The organism is Actinomadura sp. NPDC049382 (assembly GCF_040677125.1).
GTDB lineage: Bacteria > Actinomycetota > Actinomycetes > Streptosporangiales > Streptosporangiaceae > Spirillospora > Spirillospora geliboluensis.
Window position 1 is genome coordinate 45,277 of record NZ_JBFARO010000027.1, and the last position, 25,944, is coordinate 71,220.

General features: G+C 72.0%; 31 protein-coding genes. 12 read left to right on the forward strand and 19 right to left on the reverse strand.

Going from position 1 to position 25,944, the window contains the following annotated elements:
• Positions 1-108: 108 nt before the first annotated feature.
• The 6 genes from AB0K34_RS18745 to AB0K34_RS18770 form a co-directional block, all read right to left on the reverse strand.
• The gene (locus tag AB0K34_RS18745) at positions 109-924 is read right to left on the reverse strand and encodes a MetQ/NlpA family ABC transporter substrate-binding protein (RefSeq protein WP_138638641.1); all 816 of its coding nucleotides are present in this window, start codon (positions 922-924) and stop codon (positions 109-111) included.
• Positions 925-944: 20 nt separating this feature from the next.
• Positions 945-1,601 (reverse strand): methionine ABC transporter permease, encoded by a 657-nt coding sequence (locus AB0K34_RS18750; RefSeq protein WP_138638642.1) that lies wholly within the window; start codon positions 1,599-1,601, stop codon positions 945-947.
• Positions 1,598-2,650 (reverse strand): ATP-binding cassette domain-containing protein, encoded by a 1,053-nt coding sequence (locus AB0K34_RS18755; RefSeq protein ID WP_138638643.1) that lies wholly within the window; start codon positions 2,648-2,650, stop codon positions 1,598-1,600. The genes AB0K34_RS18750 and AB0K34_RS18755 overlap by 4 nt, the downstream gene beginning before the upstream one ends.
• 492 nt (positions 2,651-3,142) lie before the next feature.
• On the reverse strand, positions 3,143-3,949 hold the full coding sequence (locus AB0K34_RS18760; protein ID WP_364549941.1) for a DUF4097 family beta strand repeat-containing protein: 807 nt from the start codon (positions 3,947-3,949) through the stop codon (positions 3,143-3,145).
• Complete coding sequence (locus tag AB0K34_RS18765; RefSeq protein ID WP_364549943.1) at positions 3,946-4,593, reverse strand: response regulator transcription factor; 648 nt, start codon at positions 4,591-4,593, stop codon at positions 3,946-3,948. The genes AB0K34_RS18760 and AB0K34_RS18765 overlap by 4 nt, the downstream gene beginning before the upstream one ends.
• Positions 4,581-5,837: a histidine kinase gene (locus tag AB0K34_RS18770; protein WP_364549945.1), complete on the reverse strand. Its 1,257-nt coding sequence runs from the start codon at positions 5,835-5,837 to the stop codon at positions 4,581-4,583. The genes AB0K34_RS18765 and AB0K34_RS18770 overlap by 13 nt, the downstream gene beginning before the upstream one ends.
• Before the next feature lie 186 nt (positions 5,838-6,023).
• Between AB0K34_RS18770 and AB0K34_RS18775 the strand changes: the two genes are divergently transcribed.
• From AB0K34_RS18775 to AB0K34_RS18795, 5 genes are all read left to right on the forward strand, one after another.
• The gene (locus AB0K34_RS18775; RefSeq protein WP_364549947.1) at positions 6,024-6,539 is read left to right on the forward strand and encodes a hypothetical protein; all 516 of its coding nucleotides are present in this window, start codon (positions 6,024-6,026) and stop codon (positions 6,537-6,539) included.
• A 95-nt stretch (positions 6,540-6,634) separates the two neighbouring features.
• Entirely contained in the window at positions 6,635-7,204 is a 570-nt protein-coding gene (locus AB0K34_RS18780; RefSeq protein ID WP_138641910.1) for a hypothetical protein, read from the forward strand.
• A 39-nt stretch (positions 7,205-7,243) separates the two neighbouring features.
• Positions 7,244-7,825, forward strand: a complete 582-nt coding sequence (locus AB0K34_RS18785) for a TetR family transcriptional regulator (RefSeq protein ID WP_364549949.1) — start codon at positions 7,244-7,246, stop codon at positions 7,823-7,825.
• Positions 7,826-7,899: 74 nt separating this feature from the next.
• Complete coding sequence (locus tag AB0K34_RS18790) at positions 7,900-8,649, forward strand: glucose 1-dehydrogenase (protein WP_138641908.1); 750 nt, start codon at positions 7,900-7,902, stop codon at positions 8,647-8,649.
• A 39-nt stretch (positions 8,650-8,688) separates the two neighbouring features.
• The gene (locus AB0K34_RS18795; protein ID WP_364549951.1) at positions 8,689-9,378 is read left to right on the forward strand and encodes a class I SAM-dependent methyltransferase; all 690 of its coding nucleotides are present in this window, start codon (positions 8,689-8,691) and stop codon (positions 9,376-9,378) included.
• Between the two features lie 3 nt (positions 9,379-9,381).
• On the opposite strand, the gene AB0K34_RS18800 is transcribed toward AB0K34_RS18795, so the two are convergent.
• The 5 genes from AB0K34_RS18800 to AB0K34_RS18820 all read right to left on the reverse strand — a co-directional run bounded on the left by AB0K34_RS18800 (position 9,382) and on the right by AB0K34_RS18820 (position 14,436).
• Entirely contained in the window at positions 9,382-9,987 is a 606-nt protein-coding gene (locus AB0K34_RS18800) for a response regulator transcription factor (RefSeq protein WP_138641906.1), read from the reverse strand.
• Positions 9,984-11,114: a histidine kinase gene (locus tag AB0K34_RS18805; RefSeq protein WP_364549953.1), complete on the reverse strand. Its 1,131-nt coding sequence runs from the start codon at positions 11,112-11,114 to the stop codon at positions 9,984-9,986. Before AB0K34_RS18805 ends, AB0K34_RS18800 begins: the two co-directional genes overlap by 4 nt.
• Before the next feature lie 77 nt (positions 11,115-11,191).
• Positions 11,192-11,854, reverse strand: a complete 663-nt coding sequence (locus AB0K34_RS18810) for an ABC transporter ATP-binding protein (protein WP_364549955.1) — start codon at positions 11,852-11,854, stop codon at positions 11,192-11,194.
• A 91-nt stretch (positions 11,855-11,945) separates the two neighbouring features.
• Positions 11,946-13,226: an alpha-amylase family glycosyl hydrolase gene (locus AB0K34_RS18815; protein WP_364549957.1), complete on the reverse strand. Its 1,281-nt coding sequence runs from the start codon at positions 13,224-13,226 to the stop codon at positions 11,946-11,948.
• A gap of 46 nt (positions 13,227-13,272) precedes the next feature.
• Positions 13,273-14,436, reverse strand: coding sequence for a lactate 2-monooxygenase (locus AB0K34_RS18820; protein WP_205719719.1), 1,164 nt, complete (start codon positions 14,434-14,436; stop codon positions 13,273-13,275).
• Between the two features lie 148 nt (positions 14,437-14,584).
• Here AB0K34_RS18820 and AB0K34_RS18825 point away from each other — a divergent pair, with 148 nt between their 5' ends.
• The gene (locus AB0K34_RS18825; RefSeq protein ID WP_364549959.1) at positions 14,585-17,077 is read left to right on the forward strand and encodes a DNA topoisomerase IV subunit A; all 2,493 of its coding nucleotides are present in this window, start codon (positions 14,585-14,587) and stop codon (positions 17,075-17,077) included.
• A gap of 71 nt (positions 17,078-17,148) precedes the next feature.
• Here the strand turns inward: AB0K34_RS18825 and AB0K34_RS18830 are convergent, their stop codons facing one another.
• Positions 17,149-17,697, reverse strand: a complete 549-nt coding sequence (locus tag AB0K34_RS18830; protein ID WP_364549961.1) for a hypothetical protein — start codon at positions 17,695-17,697, stop codon at positions 17,149-17,151.
• A 56-nt stretch (positions 17,698-17,753) separates the two neighbouring features.
• On the opposite strand from AB0K34_RS18830, the gene AB0K34_RS18835 reads away from it, so the two are divergent.
• A complete protein-coding gene (locus tag AB0K34_RS18835; RefSeq protein ID WP_364549963.1) occupies positions 17,754-17,975 on the forward strand; it encodes a DUF397 domain-containing protein in 222 nt (73 codons plus the stop codon).
• 39 nt (positions 17,976-18,014) lie between these two features.
• Here the strand turns inward: AB0K34_RS18835 and AB0K34_RS18840 are convergent, their stop codons facing one another.
• Positions 18,015-18,425 (reverse strand): DUF4259 domain-containing protein, encoded by a 411-nt coding sequence (locus AB0K34_RS18840; protein ID WP_364549965.1) that lies wholly within the window; start codon positions 18,423-18,425, stop codon positions 18,015-18,017.
• A gap of 59 nt (positions 18,426-18,484) precedes the next feature.
• On the opposite strand from AB0K34_RS18840, the gene AB0K34_RS18845 reads away from it, so the two are divergent.
• From AB0K34_RS18845 to AB0K34_RS18855, 3 genes are all read left to right on the forward strand, one after another.
• Complete coding sequence (locus AB0K34_RS18845; protein WP_364549967.1) at positions 18,485-18,958, forward strand: HAD domain-containing protein; 474 nt, start codon at positions 18,485-18,487, stop codon at positions 18,956-18,958.
• Between the two features lie 64 nt (positions 18,959-19,022).
• Complete coding sequence (locus AB0K34_RS18850) at positions 19,023-19,907, forward strand: alpha/beta fold hydrolase (protein WP_364549969.1); 885 nt, start codon at positions 19,023-19,025, stop codon at positions 19,905-19,907.
• A gap of 450 nt (positions 19,908-20,357) precedes the next feature.
• Positions 20,358-21,203 carry an SDR family oxidoreductase gene (locus AB0K34_RS18855; RefSeq protein ID WP_364549971.1) on the forward strand — a complete coding sequence of 282 codons (846 nt, stop codon included), beginning with the start codon at positions 20,358-20,360 and terminating at the stop codon, positions 21,201-21,203.
• A 14-nt stretch (positions 21,204-21,217) separates the two neighbouring features.
• Here the strand turns inward: AB0K34_RS18855 and AB0K34_RS18860 are convergent, their stop codons facing one another.
• A complete protein-coding gene (locus AB0K34_RS18860) occupies positions 21,218-21,763 on the reverse strand; it encodes a flavoprotein (RefSeq protein ID WP_364549972.1) in 546 nt (181 codons plus the stop codon).
• Positions 21,764-21,870: 107 nt separating this feature from the next.
• Here AB0K34_RS18860 and AB0K34_RS18865 point away from each other — a divergent pair, with 107 nt between their 5' ends.
• Both AB0K34_RS18865 and AB0K34_RS18870 read left to right on the forward strand, forming a co-directional pair.
• Entirely contained in the window at positions 21,871-22,710 is an 840-nt protein-coding gene (locus tag AB0K34_RS18865) for an alpha/beta hydrolase (protein ID WP_364549974.1), read from the forward strand.
• Positions 22,703-23,266 carry a WHG domain-containing protein gene (locus AB0K34_RS18870; protein ID WP_364549976.1) on the forward strand — a complete coding sequence of 188 codons (564 nt, stop codon included), beginning with the start codon at positions 22,703-22,705 and terminating at the stop codon, positions 23,264-23,266. Before AB0K34_RS18865 ends, AB0K34_RS18870 begins: the two co-directional genes overlap by 8 nt.
• A gap of 45 nt (positions 23,267-23,311) precedes the next feature.
• Here AB0K34_RS18870 and AB0K34_RS18875 read toward each other — a convergent pair whose 3' ends face one another.
• The 5 genes from AB0K34_RS18875 to AB0K34_RS18895 form a co-directional block, all read right to left on the reverse strand.
• Positions 23,312-23,758 (reverse strand): DUF6463 family protein, encoded by a 447-nt coding sequence (locus AB0K34_RS18875; protein ID WP_364549978.1) that lies wholly within the window; start codon positions 23,756-23,758, stop codon positions 23,312-23,314.
• Between the two features lie 23 nt (positions 23,759-23,781).
• Complete coding sequence (locus AB0K34_RS18880; RefSeq protein WP_364549980.1) at positions 23,782-24,318, reverse strand: TetR/AcrR family transcriptional regulator; 537 nt, start codon at positions 24,316-24,318, stop codon at positions 23,782-23,784.
• A gap of 106 nt (positions 24,319-24,424) precedes the next feature.
• Positions 24,425-24,787 carry a nuclear transport factor 2 family protein gene (locus AB0K34_RS18885; protein WP_138636731.1) on the reverse strand — a complete coding sequence of 121 codons (363 nt, stop codon included), beginning with the start codon at positions 24,785-24,787 and terminating at the stop codon, positions 24,425-24,427.
• A gap of 93 nt (positions 24,788-24,880) precedes the next feature.
• Entirely contained in the window at positions 24,881-25,222 is a 342-nt protein-coding gene (locus AB0K34_RS18890) for a hypothetical protein (RefSeq protein WP_364549982.1), read from the reverse strand.
• 74 nt (positions 25,223-25,296) lie between these two features.
• A complete protein-coding gene (locus tag AB0K34_RS18895) occupies positions 25,297-25,941 on the reverse strand; it encodes a response regulator transcription factor (protein ID WP_205719247.1) in 645 nt (214 codons plus the stop codon).
• Between the last annotated feature and the right edge of the window lie 3 nt (positions 25,942-25,944).

Consider the following 25,944-nt stretch of genomic DNA (forward strand, 5'->3'; position numbering starts at 1 on the left):
CGCGAGTTCGTCGGCACCATGTCCTATCAGGACCGACGGACAAACCGCGCGGTTTCCGGCGAGGGCCCCGGCGGCGGGCGCCCCGGTGCGGGGCACCCGGCACCGGCGTCAGGAGGCGATCAGCACCGACCCCTTGTACTTGTCCTCGACGAACTTCTTGACCTCGGGGCCCTGCAGCAGCTGGACGAGCTTCTTCACGCGCGCGTCGTCCTTGTTCTCCGGCAGCGTCACGATGCCGTTGGCGTACGGGTTGCCCTCGGCCTTCTCGGCGGCGAGCGCCTCCTTGTTCGGCGACAGCCCGGCCTCGATGGCGTAGTTGCCGTTGATGACCGACAGGGCCACGTCGTCCAGCGAGCGGGGCAGCTGCGCGGCCTTGACCGGCGTGAACTTCAGGTTCTTGGGGTTGGTCGCGATGTCGCGCGGGGTCGCGGTCGTCGGCGCGTCCGGCTTCAGGGTGATCAGGCCGTTGTCGGCGAGCAGCTTCAGCGCGCGCCCCCCGTTGGCCGGGTCGTTCGGGACGGCGACCTCGGCGCCCCGCGGGACGTCCTGGAGGTTCTTCACCTTCTTGGAGTAGACGCCGAGCGGCTCCAGGTGGACGGGCGCGACGAACGTCAGCTTCGTCCCCGACTGCTTCTCGAACTCCTCCATGAACGGGACGTGCTGGAAGTAGTTCGCGGTGACCTGCTTCTCCTTCAGCGCGGTGTTCGGCTGCTGGTAGTCGCTGAACTCCACGATCTCGATCTTGAGCCCGGCCTTGTCGGCCAGATTGTCCTTGACGTAGGTCAGGATGTCGCCGTGCGGGACGGGGTTGACCGCGACCTTCAGCGGGGCGTCCGGATCGTCCGACGCCTCCGACGAGCCGCAGGCGGTCAGCCCTACGAGGAGACCGACGGAGGCCAGCGCGACAGTGAGCTTGCGAAGCACGACACGTGCCTTTCTGTGGGTTAGCGGTGGGTCAGGCGGCGGGCGACGAGGTCCCCCGCGGCCTGGATGAACAGGACCAGGACGACGAGCAGCGCCACGGTCGCGAGCATGACCTTGGTCTCGAAGCGCTCGTAGCCGTAGACGACAGCGAGGTTGCCGAGCCCGCCGCCGCCGACCGTCCCGGCCATGGCCGTGTAGCCGATCAGCGCGATGACGGTGACGGTCAGGCCCGACACCAGGCCGGGCCGGGCCTCGCGCAGCAGGACCTTGCCGACGATCTCCCGGCGGGTGGCGCCCATGGCGTCCGCCGCCGCGAGCACGCCCGGGTCGACCTCGCGCAGCGCGATCTCGACGAGCCGCGCGTAGAACGGGATGGCGCCGATCGTCAGCGGGACGATCGCGGCGGCGTTGCCGATGCTGGTGCCGACGACCAGCCGGGTGAACGGGATGATCGCCACCATCAGGATCAGGAACGGCAGCGAGCGGCCGATGTCGACGACGACGCCGAGGGCCCGGTTCACGGGCTGGGCGGGCAGCAGCCCGCCGCGCTCGGTCACGACCAGCAGCACGCCGAGCGGCAGCCCGAGCACGACGGTGAACAGCGTGGCCACGCCGGTCATGTAGAGGGTGTCCACCGTGGCGGGCCACAGCAGCGGAGCGACCTCGTCCCAGGTCATCGGACGTCCTCCCGGTCGTCGTCGGCGGCCCGGCCGGCACCGCCGGGCGGGGTGGCGGGGTCGCCGGCGTGCTTGACGTCGACGGTCAGCCCGGACTCGCGCAGGAACGCGAGCTGGGCGGCGTTCGCCGCGGGGTCGCCGGGCAGTTCGAGCTGGAGGCGGCCGACGCGCTCGCCGCCGACCGTCTCGACGGCGCCGCCGAGGATGTTCACGTCCAGCGAGTACTTGCGGGCCAGCGCCGACACGAACGGCTCGTCGGTGGCGCCGCCGGTGAAGGTGACCTCGACGAGCGTCCAGCCGTCGCGGGGCTCGGCCGGCGGCAGCGGGAACAGGTCCCGGGCGAGCTCGGAGCCGGGCCGGGCGAGCAGCCGGGTGACGGGCCCCGACTCGGTGATCCGGCCGTCCCGCATGACCGCGGCCGAGTCGCAGATGCGCTTCACCACGTCCATCTCGTGGGTGATCAGCAGGACGGTGAGGCCGAGCCGCCGGTTGAGGTCGCGCAGCAGCTCCAGGATGGACGCGGTCGTCTCCGGGTCGAGCGCGGAGGTCGCCTCGTCCGACAGCAGCACCTTGGGACGGCCGGCGAGGGCGCGGGCGATGCCGACGCGCTGCTTCTGCCCGCCGGAGATCTGCGCCGGGTACGCCTTCGCGTGCTCGGTGAGCCCGACCAGGTCCAGCAGCTCGGCGACGCGCTCGGCCCGCTCCGCGCGCGGGACGCCCATGACCTCCAGCGGGAACGCGACGTTGCCGGCGACGGTCCGGCTGCCGAGCAGGCCGAAGTGCTGGTGGATCATGCCGATGCCCTGGCGGGCGCGGCGCAGGTTCCCGCCGCGCAGCGCGAGCAGGTCCTGCCCGCCGACCACGACGCGGCCCTCGTCCGGGCGCTCCAGCAGGTTGACGCAGCGCAGCAGGGTGCTCTTGCCGGCGCCGCTGCGGCCGAGGACGCCGAAGACCTCGCCCTCGGCGACGGTCAGATCGACCCCGTCGACGGCGATCACCTCGCGGCCGCGGTCGCGGTAGCTTTTTCGAAGTTTCTCGATCTGGATCACAGGAAAACATCCATGCGGGCACGGGCGCCGGACGAGCGGCGGCGGTCAGCGGGACGGCGAGCGGCGCGGGCGAGCGCGGGCGGCACGGCGCGGCGTACGGCATGCGGCGTGCGGCATGCGCGGCGCGCGAACGCTCGGCGGGAACGCCTGCAAGGCGCCTGGGAAGCGCCTACGAGGGCAAGCGCCTAGGAGCGGCCGGGCGGGAACGGTGCGTGGCTCAGCAGGTGGCGTTCGAAGAACATGGGCGACTCGGGGGTGTGGCGGACAGGCTCGCTTCGGGGCGCGAGACGCAGGACGGCAGGGGCCCTCAGCGGCCACACATTCGCCGGCAACACGTAGCCCGCATGGCCCGCCGCATCGGCGGGCGGTGCTCACGGCACGGGCGTACGGAAGACATGTCAGCAGTTAACCGGCTTCACACCAGTGACCGCAAATCCGGCGGGTGTGATGTCCATCGCGCTGAGTGGCGGACACCGACGGGGACGTCCGCGCTCAGTCGTCGCGGTAGTCGATGTAGGTGCTGCCGGACCCGCTGTGGACGGAGATCGACCGCGCGGCGCCCTCGTCGACGACGGCGGGGTTGAGGTGGGTACCGCCCGAGCCCGTCCCGGCCCGGACGCGGTAGCGCGACCCCGGCGGCACGATGATCTTCGCCGTGCCCGACCCGGCGGACGCCTCGACGGCGCCCGGCGGCTCGGCGTACCGCAGGTCGAGGGAGCCGGACGACACCCGCGCCCGGGTCTTGGCCGCGGCCAGCCCGGTCCCGGTGATCGCGCCGGACCGGGCCTCCAGCCGCAGCCGGCCGCGCACCCCGGCGACGCCGATCTCGCCGGACCCGGTGCGCAGGTCGAGGTCGCCGGTCAGGCCCCGCACGCTGATCTCCCCGGCCCCGGACACCGCCGACACGCGCGTCCCCGCCGGGACCTGGACGTCGATGTCGGCGCCGCAGCCGCCGAGCACGTCCGAACTTCCGCAGCGGAACGTCACGAACAGCACGTCGTCCACGAGGGATTCCGTGACGCCGGGCCGGTCCAGGCCCCAGCGGAGCCTCGTGTAGACGCGGGCCTCGCCGTCCGGGCCGGGGCCGACGGAGACGGCGGCGCCGTCCATGTCGAGGCGCAGCTCCCTGATCACGTGGTGGTAGGGGGTGACGGACGCCGAGGTCTGCCGGACGGCCCGTCCGAGCGCCGCGAGCAGGACGGGCGTCACCGCGACCAGCGCGGTCGCGATCGCCAGCGCGATCCACACGCCGCGCCGCCGGGGCCGGCCCGCGATGGCCTCCTCCGGGCCGGCGGTCATGTGTCGCCGTCCAGGAAGCGCAGCACGGCGAGGACGCGCCGGTGGTCGCCCTGGGCGTCCGGCAGGTCGAGCTTGGCGAAGATGTTGTTGATGTGCTTGGCGACCGCGCTCTCGCTCACCACCAGCGCCGCGGCGATGCCCGCGTTGGAGCGGCCCTCCGCCATGACGGCCAGCACCTCCCGCTCGCGCGGGGTGAGCCGGCCGAGCGGGTCGGCGTGCCGGCGCAGCAGCAGCTGCGAGACGACCTCGGGGTCCAGCGCGGTGCCGCCGGCGGCGACGCGGCGCAGCGCGTCCAGGAAGACCGAGACGTCCGCGACCCGGTCCTTGAGCAGGTAGCCGATGCCGCCGGCGCCGCTCGACAGCAGGTCGGCGGCGTAGCGCTCCTCGACGTACTGCGACAGCAGCAGCACCGCGACCTCGGGCGCCTCCCGCCGCATGACGAGCGCCGCGCGGACGCCCTCGTCGGTGAAGCCGGGCGGCATCCGGACGTCCACGATCGCCGCGTCGGGGCGGTGCGCGCGGACGGCGGCGAGCAGCCCCTCGGCCTCGCCGACGGCCGCCGCGACCTCGAACCCGGCGGTCTCCAGCAGCTTGATCAGCCCGGCCCGGAGCAGGACCGAGTCCTCGGCGATCACAACGCGCACGGCAGCTCCACGGTGACGGTCGTCGGGCCCCCGGCGGGGCTGGTGATCCGGAACGCGCCGTCCACCGACCGGACGCGGCGCGCGAGCCCGGTCAGGCCCGTCCCGGCGGACGGGTCGGCGCCGCCCGCGCCGTCGTCGCGCACCGTCACCCGCAGCACGTCGCCCCGGCGGACGACCTCGACGTCCACCTCGGCGGCGCGGGCGTGCCGGACGACGTTGGTGAGGGCCTCGGACACGACGAAGTACGCGACGGCCTCGACGGTGGAGGAGGCGCGCGGCTCCACCTCGACCCGCAGCCGGACGGGCAGCGGCACGCGGGCGGCGACGCCGGACAGCGCGGCGTCCAGGCCGCGGTCCTCCAGCACGGCGGGGTGCAGGCCGCGGATCAGCGTGCGCAGCTCGGCGAGGGCCTCCTTGGCCTCCTCGTGCGCCTCGACGATCACCCGCATGGCGTCGTCGGGGACGCCGGTGAGGGTCTCGCGGGCCAGGCCGAGGTTCAGCGCGAGGGACACGAGGCGCTGCTGCGCGCCGTCGTGCAGGTCCCGTTCGATGCGGCGGCGTTCGAGGTCGGCGGCGTCGACCACGCTGGCGCGCTTCTCGGCGAGGTCCTCGACGCGGCGCCGCAGCTCCTCCGCGCGGTCGGGGCCGAGCAGCCCGGCGGCGGCGCGGGCGTCCAGCCGCCGCACGCCCGCCGCCGCCCAGGGCGCCGCCGCGAGGAGCAGGACGCCGGTCACGACGAGCGCACCCGATTTGACCGGGTTGCCGAACACGCCGACGTGGGGCAGCGCCCACGCGTAGAGAGGCACGGCCGTGAGGACGGCTCCCGCCGCCCACATCATGATCACGGCCAGTCCACCGAGCGCGAGCGGCGGGCCCGCGACCAGGTGGTACTCCAGCTTCCGCCACACCTCGGGCGAGCGCACGTCGCGGAGCGGATCCCACGGGCGCCCGTCGGCCAGGTCCGGCATGGGCGGAATGTGCAGGCCGAGCACGGCCCAGCACCGCTCCCGCTGCCACGCCGTCAGCGGACGCAGCGCGAGCAGCGGAAAGGCGATCGTCGCGGCGGTCAGGACGAGGACCGGCACGACGTCCACGGGTGCCCAGACCGCCCAGACCGAGCCCGGGACCGCCCATCCGGCGACCTGCAGCGGCACCCCGGAGGCGACGAACACGGTGTCGCGCCGCGCCGCCGCCGTCCACGGCGCGCGCACGCGGGCACGGGCGACCGCGGAGATGGATGCCATGCGGCAACCGTATTGGCACGCTTCGTCCGCCACCATGGACCAAACCGGAGGACGGGGGTGAACCTAGTGCCACCCCAAGTCGGATGGCGATGCCACTGACCGCGCCGGGCGCCGCGGCAAGGCTGTGACCGGGCGTCCCGGAGCGCGGATGCCGCAACCGGATCACCGTCCTCTGGGAGTGCCGAAATGGTCACCGCCGTCCCCCGCCCCGTCTCGTCCAAGGTCTCCTTCCGGCGCCGGCCGGTCCCCGATGTAGGGCGCGCCCTAGAGGGGCGGTGGGTGGGATGGGGGTTCATCGGGGGCGCGGCCGCACTGGTGCCTTGGATGTGGGTGCTCGCGACCACGATGCCGTCCACCGCGACGGTGTCGAACTGGTCGGCGGCCTGGGTGGGGCTGGACGCGATGGAGGCCGCCGCCCTGCTGGGCACGGGCGTGCTGTTCGTCCGCCGCGATCCCCGGTACGGGCTCGGCGCCGCCGTGGCCGCCGCCCTGCTGGCGGCGGACGCGTGGTTCGACGTGGCGACCGCCATGCCCGGCGCCGCGCGCGCGTCGGCGATCGCGCTCGCGGCGGGAGTGGAACTTCCACTGGCGGCCCTGTGCGCCGCCCTCGCCGCGCGGTCGTACACGCAGCGTGGAGCCGTGATCGACGAATTGGTGAACAGTGATCGGCAAAGCCTCGACGGGAGTGCGCCAGACGGGTGAAACCAGACGAGCCGGACCTCTAGAGTGAGTGCCATGTCGGGGCCCTCTCGCGGGAGGGCCCCTCGCCCTGCCTGCACGATCAGAGGTCCCCGAACATGAACGACCACGAGGTGCACGAGGAGTGCATGCGGCTCCTCCGGGACGGCCTGCCCGTCCCCGCTCCCGCCGCCTTCGAGGAGGGACGGGACTTCCTGCCGCTCGGACTCGACATGGACGGCGACGTCGCCGTTGTCACGTTCCTCCACCAGTGGGGCGACACGTCGGCGTTCGTCGAGGGGTGGACGTTCCACAAGCGCGACGGCGAGTGGCGGGAACTGGGCGGCGCCGGCGGGTTCGCGCCCGCCGAGCCCCTGGCGCGCCGCTCGTCCGGCGAGATGATGGGCCGCCACCTGCTCAAGTACGGGTCGGGGCGGAGCGTCCGCAACTCCAACCGGCTGCTGCCGTGGGGCGCCAAGTGGGTGAACGAGGCGCGGCTGCGGGCGTCGGCGGAGGTCGCGCGGGTCCGGGTCGGCAACCGGATCCTGGACGTCCCCGAGCACGGGCACGTCGTCGTCGTGTGGGGCGCCCGCCGGGGCCCGGTCGTGGAGGCCCTCGCCGCGGACGGCTCGGTGCTGGACGCCATGGACCTCGACCGTCCGGCCGTCCCGTCCCGTCCGCAGGGCTGATATTTGACCGTTCGGTCTTGAACGGGTTACCGTCCTGCCATGGCACGGACGAAGGAGTTCGACCCGGACGCCGCCCTGCGGCGCGCCCTCGACCTGTTCTGGGAGCGCGGCTACGAGGCGACGTCCATGGCCGACCTCGTGGAGCACCTCGGCATCGCCCGGGCCAGCATCTACGGCACGTTCGGCGGTAAGCACGAGCTGTTCCTGAAGGTGCTGGAGCGCTACCTCCAGGAGACCGACCCCAAGATCGCCGAGGCGCTGGCCCAGCCGGGCCCCGTGCTGCCGGCGGTGCGCGCGCTGATCGAGCGCTACGCGGCGGAGGCGGCCCGCGACCGGCCGCGGCGCGGCTGCCTGGTGGTGAACACGGCGGTCGAGCTGGCTGCGCGGGACCCGGACGCGGCGCGGCTGGTGGAGGCGAGCTGGTCGTTCCTGGAGGCGTCGCTGACGTCGGCGCTCACCCGGGCGCGCGCCCAGGGCGAGCTGCCGCCGGACAAGGACCCCCGCTCGCTGGCCCGGCTGCTGCTCGTCCTGTTCCAGGGCATGCGGGTCCTCGGCCGCGCACCCGCCGACGACGGCCGCCTCCGGGACGCGACGCGCGAAGCGCTGTCCCTCTTCGACTGACCCTTGCCCCCGACCTCAGTCGGGGTTCTGCACACCCTTATTCAAGACCGATCATTCTAGAAAAAGGAGTCGTCATGGCCTTCCACGGCAAGACCGTCCTCATCACCGGCGGCTCGCGCGGCATCGGCCGCGCCACCGCGCGCGCCTTCGCCGCCGAGGGCGCCACGGTCGTCCTCGCCGGACGCGACGTGACCGCGCTCGCCGACGCCGTCAAGGAGATCGGGTCCGGCACGGCCGACCACGTGGTCGCCGACGTGGCCGACCCCGCGTCCGCCGCCCGGATGGTCGAGACGGTGGTCGCCCGGCACGGCGGCCTGCACGTCGCGGTCAACAACGCCGGGATCCTCGGCGCGGCCGGGCCCGTCGCCGACATCGACGCCGCCGCCTGGAACGACGTCCTCGCGGTCAACCTCACCGGCGTCTTCCTGTCGATGAAGCACGAGATCGCCCACATGCGCGCCAACGGCGGCGGGACGATCGTGAACGTCGCGTCCAACATCGGGGCGCATCGCCGGCTCCCCGGCATGGCGGCGTACGCGGCGTCCAAGGCGGCGGTCAGCATCCTGACCCGCACCGCTGCGCTCGACCACATCGGCGATGGCGTCCGCATCAACGCCGTTAGCCCCGGGGCAAGCGACACCCCCATGTCGCTGCTGCCGGGCGAGAGCGAGACCGAGCGGGCGGCGCGGATGAGCGCGTCCGTCCCAGCGGGCCGTGTGGCGGCCACGTCCGAAGTGGCCTCGACCGTCCTCTGGCTGGCGTCGGACGCCTCCACCCACGTGGTCGGCCACGACCTCGTCATCGACGGGGGTGTCACCGCCTGACAAGGCTTTTCGGGACCGCTCACAGGGCAGACTCCATGCATGGCCCTCACACCCGACTATGACTCCGACCCGGAGCGCTTCCGTCTCGCCGGCAGGGTCACCGGGAAGTACCTGATCGGGGCGCGGAGCCTGCACGACCACATCGCCATGAAGCTGGTCAACGCCGGCGCGTCCCTCGTCCTGGACATCGGCTGCGGGGAGGGCGCCCTCAGCGCCGCCCTCCCCCGTCCGGCTCCGCTCCGGCTCGTGGGGCTGGACGCCTCCGCCGAACTGCTGCGCGCCCACCCCGGGCCGCGGGTGCGCGGCGACGCGCTGCGGCTGCCGTTCCGGGACGGGACGTTCGACGCCGCCGTGGCCGTGAACCTGCTCTACCACCTGGACGATCCAGGGCTCGCCCTGCGCGAGGCCCGCCGCGTCCTCGCCCCCGGCGCGATGCTGCTCGTCTCCGCGATCTGCCGGAACGACAGCCCCGAACTGTCGCCCGTCTGGCGTCCCGAACCCACCCCGTTCGACGCCGAGGACGCCCCGGACCGGGTCTGCGAGGTCTTCGGCGAGGTCGAGGTGGAGCGCTGGGACGCCCCGCTGATCACGCTCCCCGACCGCGCCGCGATCCGCGACTACCTGATCGCGCGCCGCGTACCCCGTCCCCAGGCCGCCGAGGCCGCCACCCACCTGGACACGCCCCTGCCGGTGACGAAACGCGGCTCCCTGGTGGTCGCCCGCCGCTGAGGGCTACAGCCAGCCGCGGTCCTGCGCGGCGCGGGCGGCGGCGTGGCGGTTGCCGACGCCGAGTTTGGTGACGGCGGCGGACAGGTAGTTGCGGACCGTCCCCTCCGACAGGCCGAGGTCGCGGGCGATGCGGGACACGGGGGCGCCGCCGGCGGCGGCGCGGAGGGCGTCGAGTTCGCGCGGGGTGAGCGGGCACTCCTCGGCGGCGAGGGCGTCGGCGGCGAGCTGCGGGTCGATGTAGCGGGCGCCTGCGGCGACCTGCCGGATGACCTCGGCGAGCCGCCGGCCGGGCGCGTCCTTGCCGAGGAAGCCGCGGACTCCGGCGGCCATGGCGCGGCGCAGGTTGCCGGGCCGGCCGTGCGCGGTCACGATCACCAGCCGGCAGGACGGCAGGTCGCGGGACAGCCGCTCGGCGGCGGCGAGCCCGTCCAGGCCGGGCATGTCGATGTCGAGGACGGCGACGTCGGGCTTCAGGGCGAGGGCCCGGTCGACGGCCTCGTCGCCGCGGCCGACGTCGGCGGCGACCTCGATGCCGTCCTCGGTCTCCAGCAGCAAGACGAGCGCCTCCCTGATCAGGAGGTGGTCGTCGGCGAGCAGCACGCGGATCATGCCTCTCCCTCCGGCGCGGTGGGGACGGCGGCCGCGACCCGGAACGTCCCGTCCCCGGCGGGGCCCGCGGCGAACTCGCCGCCGGCCGCGCCGATCCGCTCGGCGAGCCCGGCCAGGCCGCTGCCCGCGTCGCCGCTGCGGCGCCCGGCGCCGTCGTTGACGATCTCCACCTCGACGCGGTCGCGGCCCGCCCGGACGCTGATCTCGCACCAGGTGGCACTGGAGTGCCGCAGGACGTTGGTGGTGGCCTCGCGGGCGACCCAGCCGAGCGGCTCGTGGACGTGCGGCGGCAGCGCCGGGGACACTTCGGGGCGTTCGCAGCGGATCCCGGCGGCGCGCAGCACGGCGGACATGCCGTCCAGTTCGGTGCGCAGGGACGTGGCCCGGTAGCCGCGGACGACCTCGCGCACGTCGCGGACGGCGTCCCGCGCCATGGTCTGGATCTCGGTCAGCTCCTTGCGGACGCGCGCGTCGTCGCGCTCCACGAACCGCTCGGCTACCTCGGCGCGCAGCGCGACCGCCTGGAGGCTGTGCCCGAGGACGTCGTGCAGGTCACGGGCGAAGCGGAGCCGCTCCTCCCCCACCGCGGACCGGGCCAGCTCGGCGCGCGCCTCCCGCAGTTCCTGGACGACGTGGAACAGCCAGACCGTGACGTATCCGGAGAAGGCGCCGAGCGGCACCGCGGCGACCTCGTACAGGACGGCCAGGGCGGGCAGCCCGAGCAGCACGCCGTAGACGGGGGTGAAGACGGTCGCCGCCGCGGTCGCGCCGATCGCCTCCCGGACGGGCAGGACGATCGCGATCAGCCCGGCCGGGACGAGCAGCGCGTTGCCCCAGCCCCGGTCGATGCCGAGCAGCAGCGGCATCGCCCAGCAGATCAGCGCGATCGCGGCCAGCCCGGCCCGGTGGGCGGGCGCGGTGCGGCGCATCAGGTTCTGCCACAGCAGTCGGGCGTACAGGACGAACGCGGCGCCGGTGCCGGTGAGGGCGAGCAGCAGGCGGCCGACCTCCCGCCGCTCGGTGACCTCGTACCAGAGCGCGGGCGCCAGGAACCCGGCCAGCGTCATCACCGTCATCCCCACGATGATCGCGGCGATGACGGTGGGACGCGGGAGGGCGGGCTGCACGCGCCCAGCGTATGCGGCCGGCATGGGGCTCGTCGGGGGCGCGGGCTCGTCGGGGGCGCGGGGGCGGCGGCGGCCGGTCAGGCGGCGCGGTCGGCCGGCGGGTGCTGGAGCCGGGCGGCCTCGCGGCCGGTGACGAGGCGTCCGTCGTCCAGGATCCCGACCCGGTCGGCGCGGCACGCCTCGTCCGGGTCGCGGGTCGCGACCACCGCGCTGACCCCGTCCGCGGCCAGCATGAGCAGGACGGACCACACCTCGCGGGCCGCGGCGGCGTCGAGCCCGGCGGTCGGCTCGTCGAGGAACAGCACGTCGGACCGTCCCACCAGGGCCAGCGCGATGTCGAGCATGCGCCGCCGCCCGGGGGCCAGCCGCTCGAAGGGGGCGTCGGCGACGTGGGTGAGGCGGGCCAGGCGCAGGGCCTCGTCGCGGGTGAGCGGGTCGAGCGTCCAGCGCCGCCAGGTGTCGATGACCTCGGCGACGGTCAGCCCCGGGAACAGGCCGCCGTCGCGCCACACGGCCCCGGCGCGCGCGGAGTCGCGGTCGGTGTAGGGGTCGGCACCGTAGAGGCGGACGGTACCGCTTGTGGGACGGCGCAGGCCGGCGAGCATCTCCAGAAGGGTGGTCTTGCCTGAGCCGTAGCGGCCCAGCAGCGCGTAGACCTCGCCCTCGGCCACGGTGAACGAGACGTTTCGCACGGCCTCGTTCAAGTCCAGGTCGCGTACCTCGATCACAGGTGCCTTCATGGCTTCCATGCTGGCCGCCGCGGGCGCGGGCGTGCAGTCACGGACGTCAGGAAACGATCATGAGGTTCGCAGGGGTGACCCATGACAAATGTCAGGGTTCGGCGATCGCCCATCCGGTCGGCGGGACGGTGGCGCCATCGGCGGTGAAGCTCGCTTCACCGGCCACGCACGTCCAGTCCGCGGTGGGCAGTTCGACCTCGGCGGGCTCATCGCCCAGGTTGAGGACGACCCCGAGCCGCTCTGCGCCGCGCCCCACTGTGTAGGAGAGAACCGTGTTGGTCAAGGTGGCGACCGTGGTTTCGGCGCGGACCAGCCACGGGTGACGTCGCCTTAGCCCGATCAGCTGCTGGTGTAGGCGCTGGTAAGAGGCGCCGTGGCCGGGAGCCTCGTCAGGGCGTTCCGGGAAGGTCGGCCGTATGGCGTCGTCCCCGCCCGGACGTTCCTCCTTCACGCCCTCGAAGCCGAACTCGTCACCCGCGTAGATGGACGGGACACCACCGACCGTCAGCAGGATCACGAGCGCGTGCTCCCGGTGCTCTTCCCGGTTCAGGCGGCTGGCGATGCGGGTCACGTCGTGGTTGCCGAGGAAGGTCTGCGGGGCGAACGTACCGAGCATCGTGTTGTGCCGGTCGAGTGCGTGGGCCAGTTCGAAGAAGTTGCCGTCGTTGAGCGAACTCCAGATGGCCTTCCAGAGTTCGTACTGGGTGACGGAGTCGAATCCGGTGGCCTCCACCAGCCGGGTGTAGTCGCCGTGGATGACCTCGCCGACGAACCAGGCGTCCGGGAAGCGCGCGCGGACGCGGTCTGTGACCGTCCGCCAGAACTCCGGCGGAACCGCGTAGGCGGCGTCGAGACGCCAGCCGTCTATGCCGCGCTCCAGCCAGTGGGTCATGACGTCGGTGACGTAGTCGGCGACCTCGGGTTCGTCGTGGTTCAGCGTGACGAGCCTGTCGTGCCCTTCGAACGTGCGGAGATCCGGGTGGAACCACTTCCGGTACCGGGACGCGTCACCCTTCGCCGAGACGTCGGCGAAGGGCTCGAAACCACGCCCGACATGGTTGAAGACGCCGTCGAACAGGACCCTGACGCCCCGCTGGGAGGCGTCGTCGATGAGCCGTCGCAGGTCGTCCTCACCGCCGAGCCTGGGGTCGACCCGGTAGTGGTCGACGGTGTCGTAGCCATGGGTCTCGGACGCGAACACGGGACCGAGCGCGAGCCCGTTGCAGCCGAGTTCGACGAGGTGGTCGAGCCAGCCGCCGAACCTCGCGAGCCTGGGCGGCGGGGGCGTCCCGGCGGGGAGGGCGTCCCGCTCGGCTCCGACGAAACCGAGCGGGTAGGCATGCCACCAGATGGCGTGATCGGGCCAGCGCATGCCCGTCCCTTACCCGGAGAGAGCGTCCCACCCGCCTTGCGCGGTCCTACGCGCGCACGAGGATGTCCTTGGTGAGCCCGTCCAGAGAGCTGATCCCCGAGAGAGTCATGGTCAGCTCCAGTTCGGCCTGGAGGCAGCGCAGTACGTGCTGTACCCCCGCCTGACCGGCCAGGCCCAGCCCATAGGCGTACGGGCGCGCGACAAGAACGGCCTTGGCGCCGAGCGCCAGCGCCTTGGCGATGTCGGCGCCCGTCCGGATTCCGCTGTCGAACAACACGGTCGCCTGGTCGTGGACGGCCTCGACCACGCCCGGCAGTGCGTCCAGTGAGGCGATGGCCCCGTCGACTTGGCGTCCGCCATGGTTGGAGACGATGACGGCGTCCATGCCGGCGTCCACGGCCTGGCGGGCGTCGTCGGGATGCTGGATGCCCTTGAGCGCGATGGGCCCGTCCCAGTGGTCGCGCAGGAAGATGAGGTCGTCCCACGTCAGGCTGGGGTTCCCGAAGTTGGCGACCCAGTGCAGGATCGCCATGTCGCGGTTCTCCTTCGTGACGGGCCCGCCCACGGCCTTCTGGAAGACCGGGTCACTGAAGTAGTTCGCGACACCGATCCCGCGCAGGAACGGCAGGTACGCCTGGTCGAGGTCGCGCGGGCGCCATGCCAGCGTGAACGTGTCGAGGGTGACGACGAGGGCCGTGTAACCGGCGGCCTTGGCCCGCTCCAGGAAGCTGACCGCAAGCTCCCTGTCCTTGGGCCAGTACAGCTGGTACCAGCGGGGCCCGTCACCGTTGGCCTCGGCCACGTCCTCGATGGAGTACGAGGACGCCGTGCTCAGCACCATCGGCACCTTCTCGGCCGCCGCCGCCCGCGCGACGGCCAGCTCGCCGTCCGGATGGAAGATGGACTGGACGCCGATGGGCGCGAGCAGCACCGGCGACGGCATCGAGGTCCCCAGCACCTCCACCGACAGGTCCCGCTCGGCGACGTCCCGCAGCATGCGCGGCACGATCCGCCACCGGTCGAAGGCCGCCCGGTTGGCGCGCGCCGTCGCCTCGCTGCCCGCCGACCCCGCCACGTAGCCGAACGCCTGCGCCGACAGCGCGCGCTCCGCGAGGCCCTCCAGCTTCGTCAGATCGGTCGGCAGCGTCGGAAGGACGTCACCGAGCCCCTGCAGATAGATCGAGTTCTGGAAGTCGGCCAGCCCGCTCAAAAGAACCTCCACCTGGGGATATCGGTACCGTCGGTCCTCAAGATGCCAGGTTCGGCAAGGTGACGGAACGGCATAGATCCCCCGAGTTGGACGGCGCACCCGGTGGGGCGGGCGAAAGATGTCCCCGGGACCGGCCACAATGTGGGGCATGGCACGACGCGGATCCCAAGCCCCTCCACCTCCGCCCGACTTTGAAGAGAACATCGTCGACGTCGATGTCTCCGACGAGATGCGCGGCAGTTTCCTCGAGTACGCCTACTCGGTCATCTACCAGCGGGCGCTCCCCGACGCACGCGACGGCATGAAGCCCGTCCAGCGCCGGATCCTGTACTCGATGAACGAGATGGGCCTCCGCCCCGACCGCGGCCACGTCAAGTGCGCCCGCGTCGTCGGGGAGGTGATGGGCAAGCTGCACCCGCACGGCGACAGCGCGATCTACGACGCGATGGTGCGGATGGCGCAGCCGTGGGCGATGCGGATGCCGCTCGTGGACGGCCACGGCAACTTCGGTTCGCTCGGCGGCGACGACATGCCCGCCGCCATGCGGTACACCGAGGCCCGCATGTCCCGCGAGGCCATGCTGATGGTCGCGTCGATCGACGAGGACACGGTCGACTTCCGCCCCAACTACGACGGGCAGGAGCAGGAGCCGGAGGTGCTCCCGGCCGCGTTCCCGAACCTGCTGGTGAACGGCGCGTCCGGCATCGCGGTCGGCATGGCCACGAACATGGCGCCGCACAACCTCGGCGAGGTCATCTCGGCGGCCCGGCACCTGATCGACCACCCGGACGCCTCCCTCGAAGACCTGATGCGCTTCGTCCCCGGCCCCGACCTGCCCACCGGCGGCCGGATCGTCGGCCTGGACGGCATCCGCGACGCCTACGAGCGCGGCCGGGGGACGTTCCGCACCCGCGCCACCGTCTCCATCGAGAACGTCACCGCCCGCCGCAAGGGCATCGTCGTCAGCGAACTCCCGTACGCCGTCGGGCCCGAGCGCGTCAAGGCCAAGATCAAGGAACTGGTCAACGCCAAGAAGATCCAGGGCATCTCGGACCTGAAGGACCTCACCGACCGCAATGTCGGCCTCCGCCTGGTCATCGAGATCAAGAACGGCTTCAACCCGGAGGCCGTCCTCGCCGACCTCTACCGGCTCACGCCGATGGAGGAGACGTTCGGCATCAACAACGTCGCCCTGGTCGACGGCCAGCCCCGCACCCTCGGCCTCCGCGACATGCTGCAGGTCTACGTCGACCACCGCATCGAGGTCGTCCGGCGGCGCTCGATGTTCCGCCGCAAGAAGCGCGAGGACCGCCTCCACCTGGTGGACGGCCTGCTCGTGGCGCTGCTGAACATCGACGAGGTCATCCAGGTCATCCGGCAGAGCGACGACGCCGCCCAGGCCAAGCAGCGCCTCATGCAGATCTTCGAGCTGTCGGAGATCCAGGCGCAGTACATCCTGGACACCCCGCTCCGCCGCCTCACCCGCTACGACCGGCTCGAGCTGGAGAAGGAGAAGGAGCAGCTCGCCAAGGAGATCGCGAAGCTGACCGCGATCCTCGAATCCGAGCGGAAGCTCCGCGGCGTGGTCTCCAGGGAGCTCGGCGACGTCGCCAAGGAGTTCTCCACGCCCCGCCGCACGGTCCTCCTCGAATCCTCGGGCCACACCGCCGCCGCGGCCGTCCCCCTCGAGGTGGCGGACGACCCGTGCACCGTGCTGCTGTCGTCCACGGGCCTCCTGGCCCGCACGCACGACGCGTCGCCCCTTCCCGACAGCGGCCCCCGCGCCCAGCACGACGTGCTGACCTCGGTGGTGCCGGCGACGGCCCGCGGCCAGGTCGGCGCGGTGACGTCCCTCGGCCGGATGATCCGCATCGACGTCCTGGACCTCCCGACCCTGCCCCCCTCCGCGACACCCCCGTCCCTGGCAGGCGGAGCACCGGTGGCCGAGTACGTCGACCTGGAACCGGACGAAACGGTCGTGGGCATCGCCTCGGTCTCCGAAGAGGGCGGCGGCCTGGCGCTGGGCACGGCGCACGGCGTGGTCAAGCGAGTGGTCCCGGAGTTCCCGGCGAACCGCGACGAGTTCGAGGTCATCGGCCTGAAGGACGGCGACCGCGTGGTCGGCGCCGTCCAGCTCCTCTCCGAAGAGCAGCACCTGGTCTTCATCACGACCGACGCCCAACTGCTGCACTTCGCCGCGTCCCTCGTCCGTCCGCAGGGTCGCGCGGCCGGCGGAATGGCGGGCATCAAGCTGGGCACCGGAGCGAGCGTCCTCTGGTTCGGCGCCCTGGACCCGTCCCGCGAGGCCCGCGTCATCACGGTCTCAGGCTCCTCGTCGGCCCTCCCCGGCACCCAGACGGGCGCGATCAAACTGGCCGACTTCGCCGACTTCCCGTCCAAGGGCCGCGCGACGGGCGGCGTCCGAGCCCACCGCTTCCTGAAGGGCGAGGACGTCCTGCTCCAGGCGTGGGCGGCCCCGACCCCCCTGCGAGCCGCCGCGGCCAACGGCAAGCCGGCGATGCTGAACGTCACGATGGGCCGCCGAGACGGCTCCGGCGAAAGGCTGGACACCCCCATCGTCTCCATCAGCGGCCCCATAGGCCCGGCCCCAGCAGCCGAAGAGGCACCCCCCGAAGAATGACCTAAAGAGGCCCCGGGACAACCCCGGGGCCTCTTTTGGCTCGGCTCGCGGCCACGTCGCCGGGTACCCGATCATTGACCGAGTTCGTCCTGACGCCATGTGCGGGGCCACTGGGCGGACGGTGGAGGCGGCCCGGCCATGCCGAGATCCCGCCGCGCGCAGGCATAGAAGCGATCACGACATTCCCCCATGAGCTGGAGGGCGGCCGTCCAGCCTTCCTGGTCGTCCCGAATCCCCCGAGCCCACAGCTCGACGTTCCAAACGGCCTCATGCCATGCCCGCGCGGCGGCCACGGTCTCCGCGTCGCCGACGAGGAGCACGGCCTCCCACTCGGCCTGGCGCCGGGATTCGGCTTGTGCGAGAAGGCCCATCCCCTCCTCGGGTTCCAGTGGATCGACCGTGAATTCCAGCCCGCGATGCGCCGCGAGCCGCTGCCCGAGCCGTATCTGGGTCTTCAAAGCGTTGGCGTAGCTCGCATAAGTCTCGAACCTCTTCTCGTCCCACCGTTCGGCCCGCATACGCCGCCAGCGGCTGCGCTCGTTCAGGCTCGTGGTCAGGAACGAGCCGAGCGCCCCGATGACCACGCCTACCAGGGCCGGCGTCTGATCCAGAAGTCCCATCGCTACCTCCCGACGTAGGACGATGAATCCAGGACATCGGTTCGGCAGCCGAGTTCGTGCCGTTCCTTTTCACCTTCCCGGCTACACTCGCGCATCGAGATCCTCGTTCCACCGTCTCCACGGCCCAGGGCGCCGACTGCGTAGAGGTCGCGCAGCTCAGCGACGGGCTCGCGGTCCATGACTCCAAGAACCCGGCCGGGCCCGCCCTCACCTTCGCTCCCGACGCTTGGACGGCCCTGCTCAAGGCCATCAAGACAGGCGCCCACGACCTTCCCTGACGTGGAGGGGTAGGTGGGCGGTCTGTGGTGGCTGTGGGATTAGCTCGGGTGGCTGGAAAGCGCTAGGCGGAGTCGGGCGATCTCCGCTCGCCATTCCTCCGCGCCGCCGCTCTCATCCCAGAGTCGTTCCAGCTCCGAGTGGGGGCCGATCACCCGATCTAGAGCCTTCAGCGCCAGAGCGCGCAGGTTGGCGGGCAGTTCCGGAATCCGCTCCTCCGGACCGTAGATCGCATCAACTGGCTGGCCACCGGGGCACTGCGCCGCGACCAGCGCGGCAGCGGCGACCGCCAGCACGCCTTCAGAACTGTCCACACTAACGGCCTCGCCGGTCACGGCCTTCAGGGCTTCTCGGATCGCTGACGGGCGCTCTTCCAAGGGCAACTCGTCCAGGTCCCCTGCGAAATCGGCGGCAGTGTCATTGCCGAACGGGCTGGCATCCCAGGTTCCCATGTCAGCCTCCAGGTCAGCGAGAAGAGCACCTTATCCGGATCGCGGGCATCATTTTCAGCGTGACGCGTCCACTGCTCCTCCTCGACGTCGACGGGGTTCTCAACCCCTACGGCTACAGCCGTCGCCCGCCCGGTTACACCGAACACGATCTGTTCGTCGAGGACAACGAACCCGTCCTGGTGAACCCGGAGCACGGCATCTGGATCAGCGAACTCGTTCGCGTTTACGACGTCACGTGGGCGACGGCCTGGAACCACGACGCCAACCGGCTCTTGGCGCCCTTGCTCGGCATCACGCCGCTTCCCGTTCTCGCCATGCCGTCCATCCCGTTTCACCCCGGCGAGAAGGTTCCGCTCGTTGACCGGCTGGCCCGGCACCGGCCCGCTGTCTGGATCGATGATCTCCACACTCCGGAGGCCCGCGCGTGGGCCTCCGGGCGTGGTGAGCCCACCTTGCTCGTCACCATCGATCCCTCGACGGGCCTCACTCGCCGGTCGGTCGACCGAGCCCTCGGGTGGGCCGTGGGTCTCTGAGAGTGTCAGTGGGTGCCGTTAGCGTGCCGGGTACGTCCTCTCCCTAGTTCAGGAGTCGTTGCAGATGGCGGAGCAGATGGTCGCGGTGGACGGTGTCGATATCTGCACGGAGTCCTTTGGCGATCCTGGAGATGCGCCCATCCTGCTCATCATGGGGATCGGCGCGTCGATGCTCTGGTGGGACGAGGGTTTCTGTCGGCGGCTCGCGGACGGCGGACGCTTCGTCATCCGCTACGACCACCGGGACACCGGGCGTTCCACCACCTACGACGTGGGCCGCCCCGGGTATACGGGCTCCGATCTCGTCGACGATGCCGCCCGTGTGCTCGACGCCTACGGCATCCCCGCCGCGCACATCGTGGGGGTGTCTGCGGGTGGCGCGTTCGGGCAGTTGCTCGCGCTCGACCATCCACAGCGCGTCCTCTCACTGGTGCTCATCAGCACCACCCGCGCGGTGCCGGGCGGCCGCGAGCTGCCGCCCCCGACCGAGGAGTTCGGACGCTTCGTCTCGACCGCGCAGGTCGACTGGTCCGACACCGGCTCGCTGATCGACTACCTCGTCGGCTATCAGGTCATGCTCGCGGGCACTGAGCGTCCGCCGGACGCGGCCGCTGTGCGGGACCTGGTCCGCCGTGACGTGGAGCGGGCCCTCGACATCAGGGCGGTCCAGAACCACAACGCGATCCCCGAGGACGATCGCCACTGGGGACCGCTGTCATTGATAGCGGCGCCCACTCTCGTCATTCACGGCACAGCGGATCCGTTGTTCCCGTTGGAGCACGGCGTGGCCCTGGCCGAGGAGATTCCAGGCGCCGACTTCGTGCCGCTCAAGGGCGCCGGCCACGGGCTCGACCGCGCCGATTGGGAGACGGTCGCGGGGTTGATCCTCGATCGCACGAGGGGCGGTCAGGGCGGGGAATCCTCAGTTAGCGCAGGGGACGATCTCTGAGTCGTCCAGCTCCATATGCCGGACGGGTCCCGGGAGGGCTGGGGTCCACCCGGCCTGTACTGCCGATCTGATGGCCGATGCCACCGTCCGCGGAAGCACGACGCCCGCCGGGGCCAGCATCCAGTTGCTCGGGTGCGCGCACGGCAGCGACACCACCAGCCGGGCTCCCGGCCGCTCGCCATGCTCGACCGCGAAGACCAGGGGCGACCACGCCGACCCCTGGCAGTACGTCGGACGCCCGCGTACCTTCCAGCGGTATTCGGTCCCGTCAACCGTGATGCGCCGGGACCCCTTCTTCGCCATGGCCACGACAGTCCCTCCGTCAGCGGTCAGACCGTGGCAACCCTACGGCCGGGCGTTTTCGGCGTTCATCTCCTTTTCGGACGGCACCGTTCTGCCGTCGGCCCGATGGCTTGACCTGGAGCATGCTCCACGTTGGAAGCTGGCGAAATGACCTCACAGGCTTCGAAGACCTGGTTTATCACCGGCGCTTCGCGCGGCATCGGCCGCGAACTCGCGGAGCGGATACTCGCCCGCGGAGACCGCGTCGCCGCGACGCTGCGTCGCCCCGAGCAGCTGGACGACCTGGCCTCCCGGTACGGCGACCGGCTGTGGCGGCACCGCCTCGACGTCACCGACACCGCGCAGCTCGACACCGTGGTCGGCAAGGCGTTCGCCGATCTCGGGCGCATCGACGTGGTCGTCTCGAACGCCGGCTTCGGCGTCCTCGGGGTCGCCGAGGACCTGAGCGACGACCAGGTGGAGCGGTCGATCGCCACGAACCTGACGGCGTCCATCCACCTCGCGCGGCGCGTCGTCCCGCACCTGCGCGAGCAGGGCGGCGGGGTGCTCGTGCAGATGTCCAGCATGGGCGGGCACATCGCGTTTCCGAAGTTCGGCATCTACCACGCGACGAAATGGGGCATCGAAGGCTACTTCGAATCCCTGGCGCGGGAAGTCGAGCCCTTCGGCATCAAGACGATCCTGGTCGAGCCCGGCATGGTCCGGACGAGTTTCTACGACGCCGCCGAGCGCGTCCCCCTCAGCGGCCCGTACCAGGGCGGCCCGGCGGACACCCCGCCGCCGCCGGTGGAGGACATGCCCGCCAGCCAGTCCGGCGTCGCGCACGCGACGATCGAGGCCGTGCTCTCCGACGACCCGCCGCTGCGGCTGCTGCTCAACTCCGACGCCTACGAGACCGTGACGTCCGCGCTCCGTGAGCGGCTCGCCGCGTTCGAGGCCCGCCGCGACGCGGCCTACGCCGCAGACGCCGAGGTCACCCCGAAGCCGTTCTGACCAACCCGGAGCCCTCAGCCCAGGCGGGAGCGGAGCTCGGCGAGGCTCTGCCGGATTTCGGACCACGGGAAGGCGCCCCTGAGGTCGTCGCCTGAATCGGGGGTCGGCAGGCGGGCCGCGTCCAGCAGGACGGTGACGCCCCAGTCGCGCAGTTCGGCAACGCTGCGGACGAAGATGGGATGGCGGGCGAGCGCCTCGTTGGGCCACGGCGCCGCGATGATGGGACGCCCCGAGCCGACACCCTCATTGAGCAGGCCGAGTGCCAGCGTGTCGCTGATCCCGTGCGCCCACTTGTTGACGGTGTTGAACGTCGCCGGCACCACGGCGAACGCGTCGGCGGGCGGCAGCACGTCGGGCTCGTCGGGCTGCTTGTACTGCGAGCGGACGGGAAAGCCCGTCAGCTCCGCCAGCCGGTCGGCGTCCACGAACTTCATGCCGGACGGTGTGGAGACCACGCAGACCGTCCACCCGTCTCCTCGGAGTTCCTCGACGAAGGGCGGGAGTTCCGCGGCGGGGCGCCCGCCGCAGGCGATCAGGTAGAGCACCGGGTCCTTGGCCACTCCCCCACCCTGCCATGGCGACAACCGACTGCCGTTGGTCTCGTGCTTGACAGCGTTAGCTAACTGCATTAGCTTTTAGCTAACGCAATTAGCCAACGGAGGGCGCCATGACCGAGTACCTGACCATCGACGGCGGGACGATCGCTTACGAGGTGACAGGGGACGGTCCGCTGATCGTCCTCGCGCACGGGATGGGCGACAGCCGCGACGCCTTCCGCGCCGTGATCCCGTCGCTGGTCGAGGCCGGCCACCGGGTCGCCGCGGTCGACCTGCGCGGCTGCGGCGAGTCCAGCGTCGACTGGCCGGAGTGGAGCCGCACCGCCATCGCCGGCGACCTGCTCGCGCTGATCCGCCACCTGGGCGGCCCCGCCGTCATCGTCGGACACTCGGTCTCCGGCGGCGCCGCCACCATCGCCGCGGCCCTGGAGCCCTCGCTGGTCACCGCCGTCGTCGAGCTGGCGCCGTTCACCCGCAAGCAGTCGCCCAGCCTCGGCGGCATGCTGAAGGTGAAGCGCTACCGGCGCGGCATGATGCGGCTGCTCGGCACGGCCATGTTCGGCAGCCTGCCGCTCTGGCGCTCCTACCTCGACGTGGCCTACCCCGGCCAGCGGCCGGCCGACTGGCCCGAGCGGCTCGGCCGGATCGAGTCCCTGCTGCGCGAGCCGGGCCGGATGAAGGCCATGCAGGCCATGGGCCGCAGCGCCCCGACCGACGCCGGCGCGCAACTCGGCAACGTCCGCTGCCCGGTCCTGGTCGTGATGGGCACGCTCGACCCCGACTGGGCCGACCCGCGCGCCGAGGGCACCGCCGTCGTCGCGGACCTGCCGTCCGGCCTCGGCCGCCTGGAGATGATCGACGGCGCCGGGCACTACCCGCACGACCAGTTCCCCGAGCAGGTCGTCTCGCTCGTGCTCGACTTCCTCCGCTCGGACGCCGCCCGTGCCTAGGGCCGGTCTGGACCCGGCGGCCGTCGTCGCGGCCGGCGCCGCCCTCGCCGACGAGGTCGGCCTCGCCAACGTGACGATGGGCATGCTGGCCGAGCGGCTGGGCGTGCGCACCCCGTCCCTGTACAAGCATGTGAAGGGCCAGGAAGACCTCAACCGCCGCATCGCGGCCCTGGCGCTGGGCGAGGCGGCCGAGGCCGTCGGCGGCGCGGTCCAGGGGTACGCGGGCCGCGACGCCCTGGAGGCCGCGGCGCGCGCATTCCGCGGCTTCGTCGTGGCGCACCCCGGCCGGTACGCCGCGACGATAGGCGTCGAACCGTTCGGATCGGACGATCCGCTGGCCGCCGCGGGGCAGCGGCTGCTCAGCGCGTTCTCGGCGGTCCTGCACGGCTACGAGATCAAGGAGGCGGACACGAACCACGCCCTGCGCATGCTCCGCAGCCTCTGCCACGGTTTCGCCACCTTGGAAGCGGCCAACGGTTTCCAATGGAGCACCGACATCGACGAGAGCTTCGCATGGCTGATCGCCTTCGCCGACCGGGGCCTGCGCGCCTTGTGAGGACGTCCGCCGCCCTGGAACGCGGTGCGTCGGCACCAGCGAAACCTACGAGCGGCCGAGCGGGGTGGTGGTCTCCGTTTCCGGGGCCGGTCCCGCTGAGCCCGCCCGTGACGCGGTCCGACGGGTGGCGGCCAGGGAGAGGGCGCCGATGACCAGCAGGGCCCAGCCGCCCGAGGCGGGTTCCAGCACCGAGACCAGCGCGCCGAGGACGAGCAGTAGCCATCCGGCCTCGGCGGGCACCGTGCCCGTGGCGATCACGGATCGCCTGACGAGCAGCCCCAGGCCGAAGAGCGCCACGCCGCAGAGCAGGAACCAGGAGGCCGTCAACCGGGCGTCGTCGCCGGCGACGGTGTTCCACAGGCCCTCCGAGACGATGCCGCGCCAGTGGGAGCGGTCGGAGCCGAGCCCCACCAGCACGTGGAGGACGGCGATCGCGAGGATCAGCCGCGGTGTCCAGCGGCTGAGGGCGGCGGGGCGTGGCTCTCGCGTCATGACGGCCTCTTCTCTCGTCCGGTTCACTTCGCGGCGTCCAGGAGCGGGAACAGCAGGTCGTAGATGGCGTGCTTCTCGGCGGCGGGAAGGGGCGGCATCAGATGCGCGCCGCCGATCAGGACCACGTAGAGCAGTTCGGCCATCCGGTCGGGAGAGGCGTGGCCGGCATCGCGGCAGAGGCCGCGCAGGTACGCGAGGCGGGTCGCGTCCACGCGCCGCTGCGTCGCCGCCGCCTGCGGGTCCTGCTTCGCCCAGGCCCGCACGGCGATCTCCAGGTCCGGGCCGGCGTCGCTGATCGCCTCCCGCGCGAGGCGCTCCAGCCTCTCCCGCGCGGACGGACCGGCGGTCTCCTCCACCACATCGATGAGCGCGGTGGTGTAGCGCTCCTCGTAGTGGGCGAGGAGCCGCGCCCGGAACTTCGGCATCGAGCCGAAGTGGTGGTAGAAGGCGCCCTTCGACAGGTTCATGCGCTCGCACATCTGCTGGAGGGTCACCGCCGGGGCGCCCTGCTCGGCGAGCAGGACGAGCCCCTCGTCCAGCCAGGCTCCGGAGTCCACCATGCCCCACCTCCATACCAAAAGGTTTGGTATGGAGAGTAACACCCGTGATCACCGTTCCGGGGACCGGGTCGGTCAGATCACGGGCGCCGTGCGGGCGCGGGCGAGGTCAGGTCTCGATGTCGTCGGGACCCCAGTGGGCGTCCATGCGGGCGATCTTACCGTCCGCGTTGAAGGTCATGACGTCGATGGCGCGCACGCGCATGCCGGGGACGTCGATGGTGAAGGCCATCGCGGCGCGGTCGCCGTGGGAGCCGCGGATGGGGGCGTCCAGCGTGAGCTTGGCGCCGCTGGCGACTGCGTTCGTGTAGAACTCCTCGATGGCGGCGCGGCCGGTGATCTCGGGGTGGCCGACCGGGTCCTCGATGACGGCGTCGTCGGCGTAGAGGCCGGTCACGGTCGCGACGTCGGCGGCGTTGAAGGCGTCCACGTAGGTCTGGAGCGCCTGCTTCATGTGTTCCTGGGACGGCATGGGGCGGAGCTTACCAAGCGTTCGCTTGGTCTCCCCGGGGCGCCGATGTAATTACACCGGCGAATGACAGCGGCGGAATCACATCTGATCGAGTTACGCCGGGGTGCTTTCCGCCTCGGCGGGGCGGGGCTGCAGGCCGCGTTCGGCGGAGGCGGCGAGGGCCTCCAGCAGGTCGGCCGGGCCGCCGGTGTCGTCGTCGTAGTGCCAGCCGCGGATGATCTCCTCGCCCTCGACGCCCGGGTTGAAGCGGCCCAGGGCGAAGCAGCCGGCGATTGCCATCCGGACGATGACGCGGGAGCTCTCGTCCAGGTGCGCCACGTAGGCGGCCGCGTCGATGAGGCCGATCGCGGCGCGGGCGTTGCGAGGGCCGGGCCGGTCGATACGCCATTGCGCGTAAGGGCGCAGGTAGTCCGCGATCATGCAGGTTCTCAGCACGGTCCTCATCGTGGGGCCGCGGCGACACGCCGGTGCCGGGTTTGACCGATGCCTTGCCGGACGATGACCGAGGATCAGCCGGTCAGGCCGTTGCGGTAGGCGTAGGTGACGGCCTGGGCGCGGTCGCGGAGGTTCGCCTTGGCGAACAGGTTGTTGATGTGGGTCTTCACGGTGGCCTCGGAGATGAACAGGTCGCCCGCGATCTCGGCGTTGGAGCGGCCCTGGGCGATCAGGGTCAGGACCTCGGCCTCGCGGCGGGTCAGGCCGTCGGGCAGCCCGGCGCGGCGGGGGCGCTCGCCCGCGGCGACGGCCTCGACCAGGCGGCGCTGGACGGCCGGATCGAGCTGGGACGCGCCGTCGCGGACGGCGTCGACGGCGCGGGCGATCTCGTCGGCGCCGGCGTCCTTGGTGAGGTAGCCGCGGGCCCCGGCGCGCAGCGCGGCGAAGATCGAGTCGTCGTCGGCGTAGGTGGTGAGGACGACGATCCCGACCTCGGGATGGGCCTGCTTGATGCGGCGGGTCGCCTCGACGCCGTCCATGCGCGGCATCCGCAGGTCCATCAGGACGACGTCGGGCCGCAGCTCGTCGACCAGCGCGACCGCCTGCTCACCGTCGCCGCAGGCGCCGGCGACGGTGATGCCCGGGAGCAGTTCGAGGAGCAGGACGAGGCCCTCGCGCACCACGGTCTGGTCGTCGACGATCAGGATTCTCGTGCTCACCGC

Coding starts and splice junctions, on each gene's coding strand:
- AB0K34_RS18750 (WP_138638642.1), bottom strand. CDS start 1,601: ATGACCTGGGACGAGGTCGCTCCGCTGCTGTGGCCCGCCACGGTGGAC.
- AB0K34_RS18760 (WP_364549941.1), bottom strand. CDS start 3,949: ATGACCGCCGGCCCGGAGGAGGCCATCGCGGGCCGGCCCCGGCGGCGC.
- AB0K34_RS18770 (WP_364549945.1), bottom strand. CDS start 5,837: ATGGCATCCATCTCCGCGGTCGCCCGTGCCCGCGTGCGCGCGCCGTGG.
- AB0K34_RS18775 (WP_364549947.1), top strand. CDS start 6,024: ATGGTCACCGCCGTCCCCCGCCCCGTCTCGTCCAAGGTCTCCTTCCGG.
- AB0K34_RS18780 (WP_138641910.1), top strand. CDS start 6,635: ATGAACGACCACGAGGTGCACGAGGAGTGCATGCGGCTCCTCCGGGAC.
- AB0K34_RS18785 (WP_364549949.1), top strand. CDS start 7,244: ATGGCACGGACGAAGGAGTTCGACCCGGACGCCGCCCTGCGGCGCGCC.
- AB0K34_RS18790 (WP_138641908.1), top strand. CDS start 7,900: ATGGCCTTCCACGGCAAGACCGTCCTCATCACCGGCGGCTCGCGCGGC.
- AB0K34_RS18795 (WP_364549951.1), top strand. CDS start 8,689: ATGGCCCTCACACCCGACTATGACTCCGACCCGGAGCGCTTCCGTCTC.
- AB0K34_RS18800 (WP_138641906.1), bottom strand. CDS start 9,987: ATGATCCGCGTGCTGCTCGCCGACGACCACCTCCTGATCAGGGAGGCG.
- AB0K34_RS18810 (WP_364549955.1), bottom strand. CDS start 11,854: ATGAAGGCACCTGTGATCGAGGTACGCGACCTGGACTTGAACGAGGCC.
- AB0K34_RS18815 (WP_364549957.1), bottom strand. CDS start 13,226: ATGCGCTGGCCCGATCACGCCATCTGGTGGCATGCCTACCCGCTCGGT.
- AB0K34_RS18825 (WP_364549959.1), top strand. CDS start 14,585: ATGGCACGACGCGGATCCCAAGCCCCTCCACCTCCGCCCGACTTTGAA.
- AB0K34_RS18830 (WP_364549961.1), bottom strand. CDS start 17,697: ATGGGACTTCTGGATCAGACGCCGGCCCTGGTAGGCGTGGTCATCGGG.
- AB0K34_RS18840 (WP_364549965.1), bottom strand. CDS start 18,425: ATGGGAACCTGGGATGCCAGCCCGTTCGGCAATGACACTGCCGCCGAT.
- AB0K34_RS18850 (WP_364549969.1), top strand. CDS start 19,023: ATGGCGGAGCAGATGGTCGCGGTGGACGGTGTCGATATCTGCACGGAG.
- AB0K34_RS18855 (WP_364549971.1), top strand. CDS start 20,358: ATGACCTCACAGGCTTCGAAGACCTGGTTTATCACCGGCGCTTCGCGC.
- AB0K34_RS18865 (WP_364549974.1), top strand. CDS start 21,871: ATGACCGAGTACCTGACCATCGACGGCGGGACGATCGCTTACGAGGTG.
- AB0K34_RS18875 (WP_364549978.1), bottom strand. CDS start 23,758: ATGACGCGAGAGCCACGCCCCGCCGCCCTCAGCCGCTGGACACCGCGG.
- AB0K34_RS18880 (WP_364549980.1), bottom strand. CDS start 24,318: ATGGTGGACTCCGGAGCCTGGCTGGACGAGGGGCTCGTCCTGCTCGCC.
- AB0K34_RS18885 (WP_138636731.1), bottom strand. CDS start 24,787: ATGCCGTCCCAGGAACACATGAAGCAGGCGCTCCAGACCTACGTGGAC.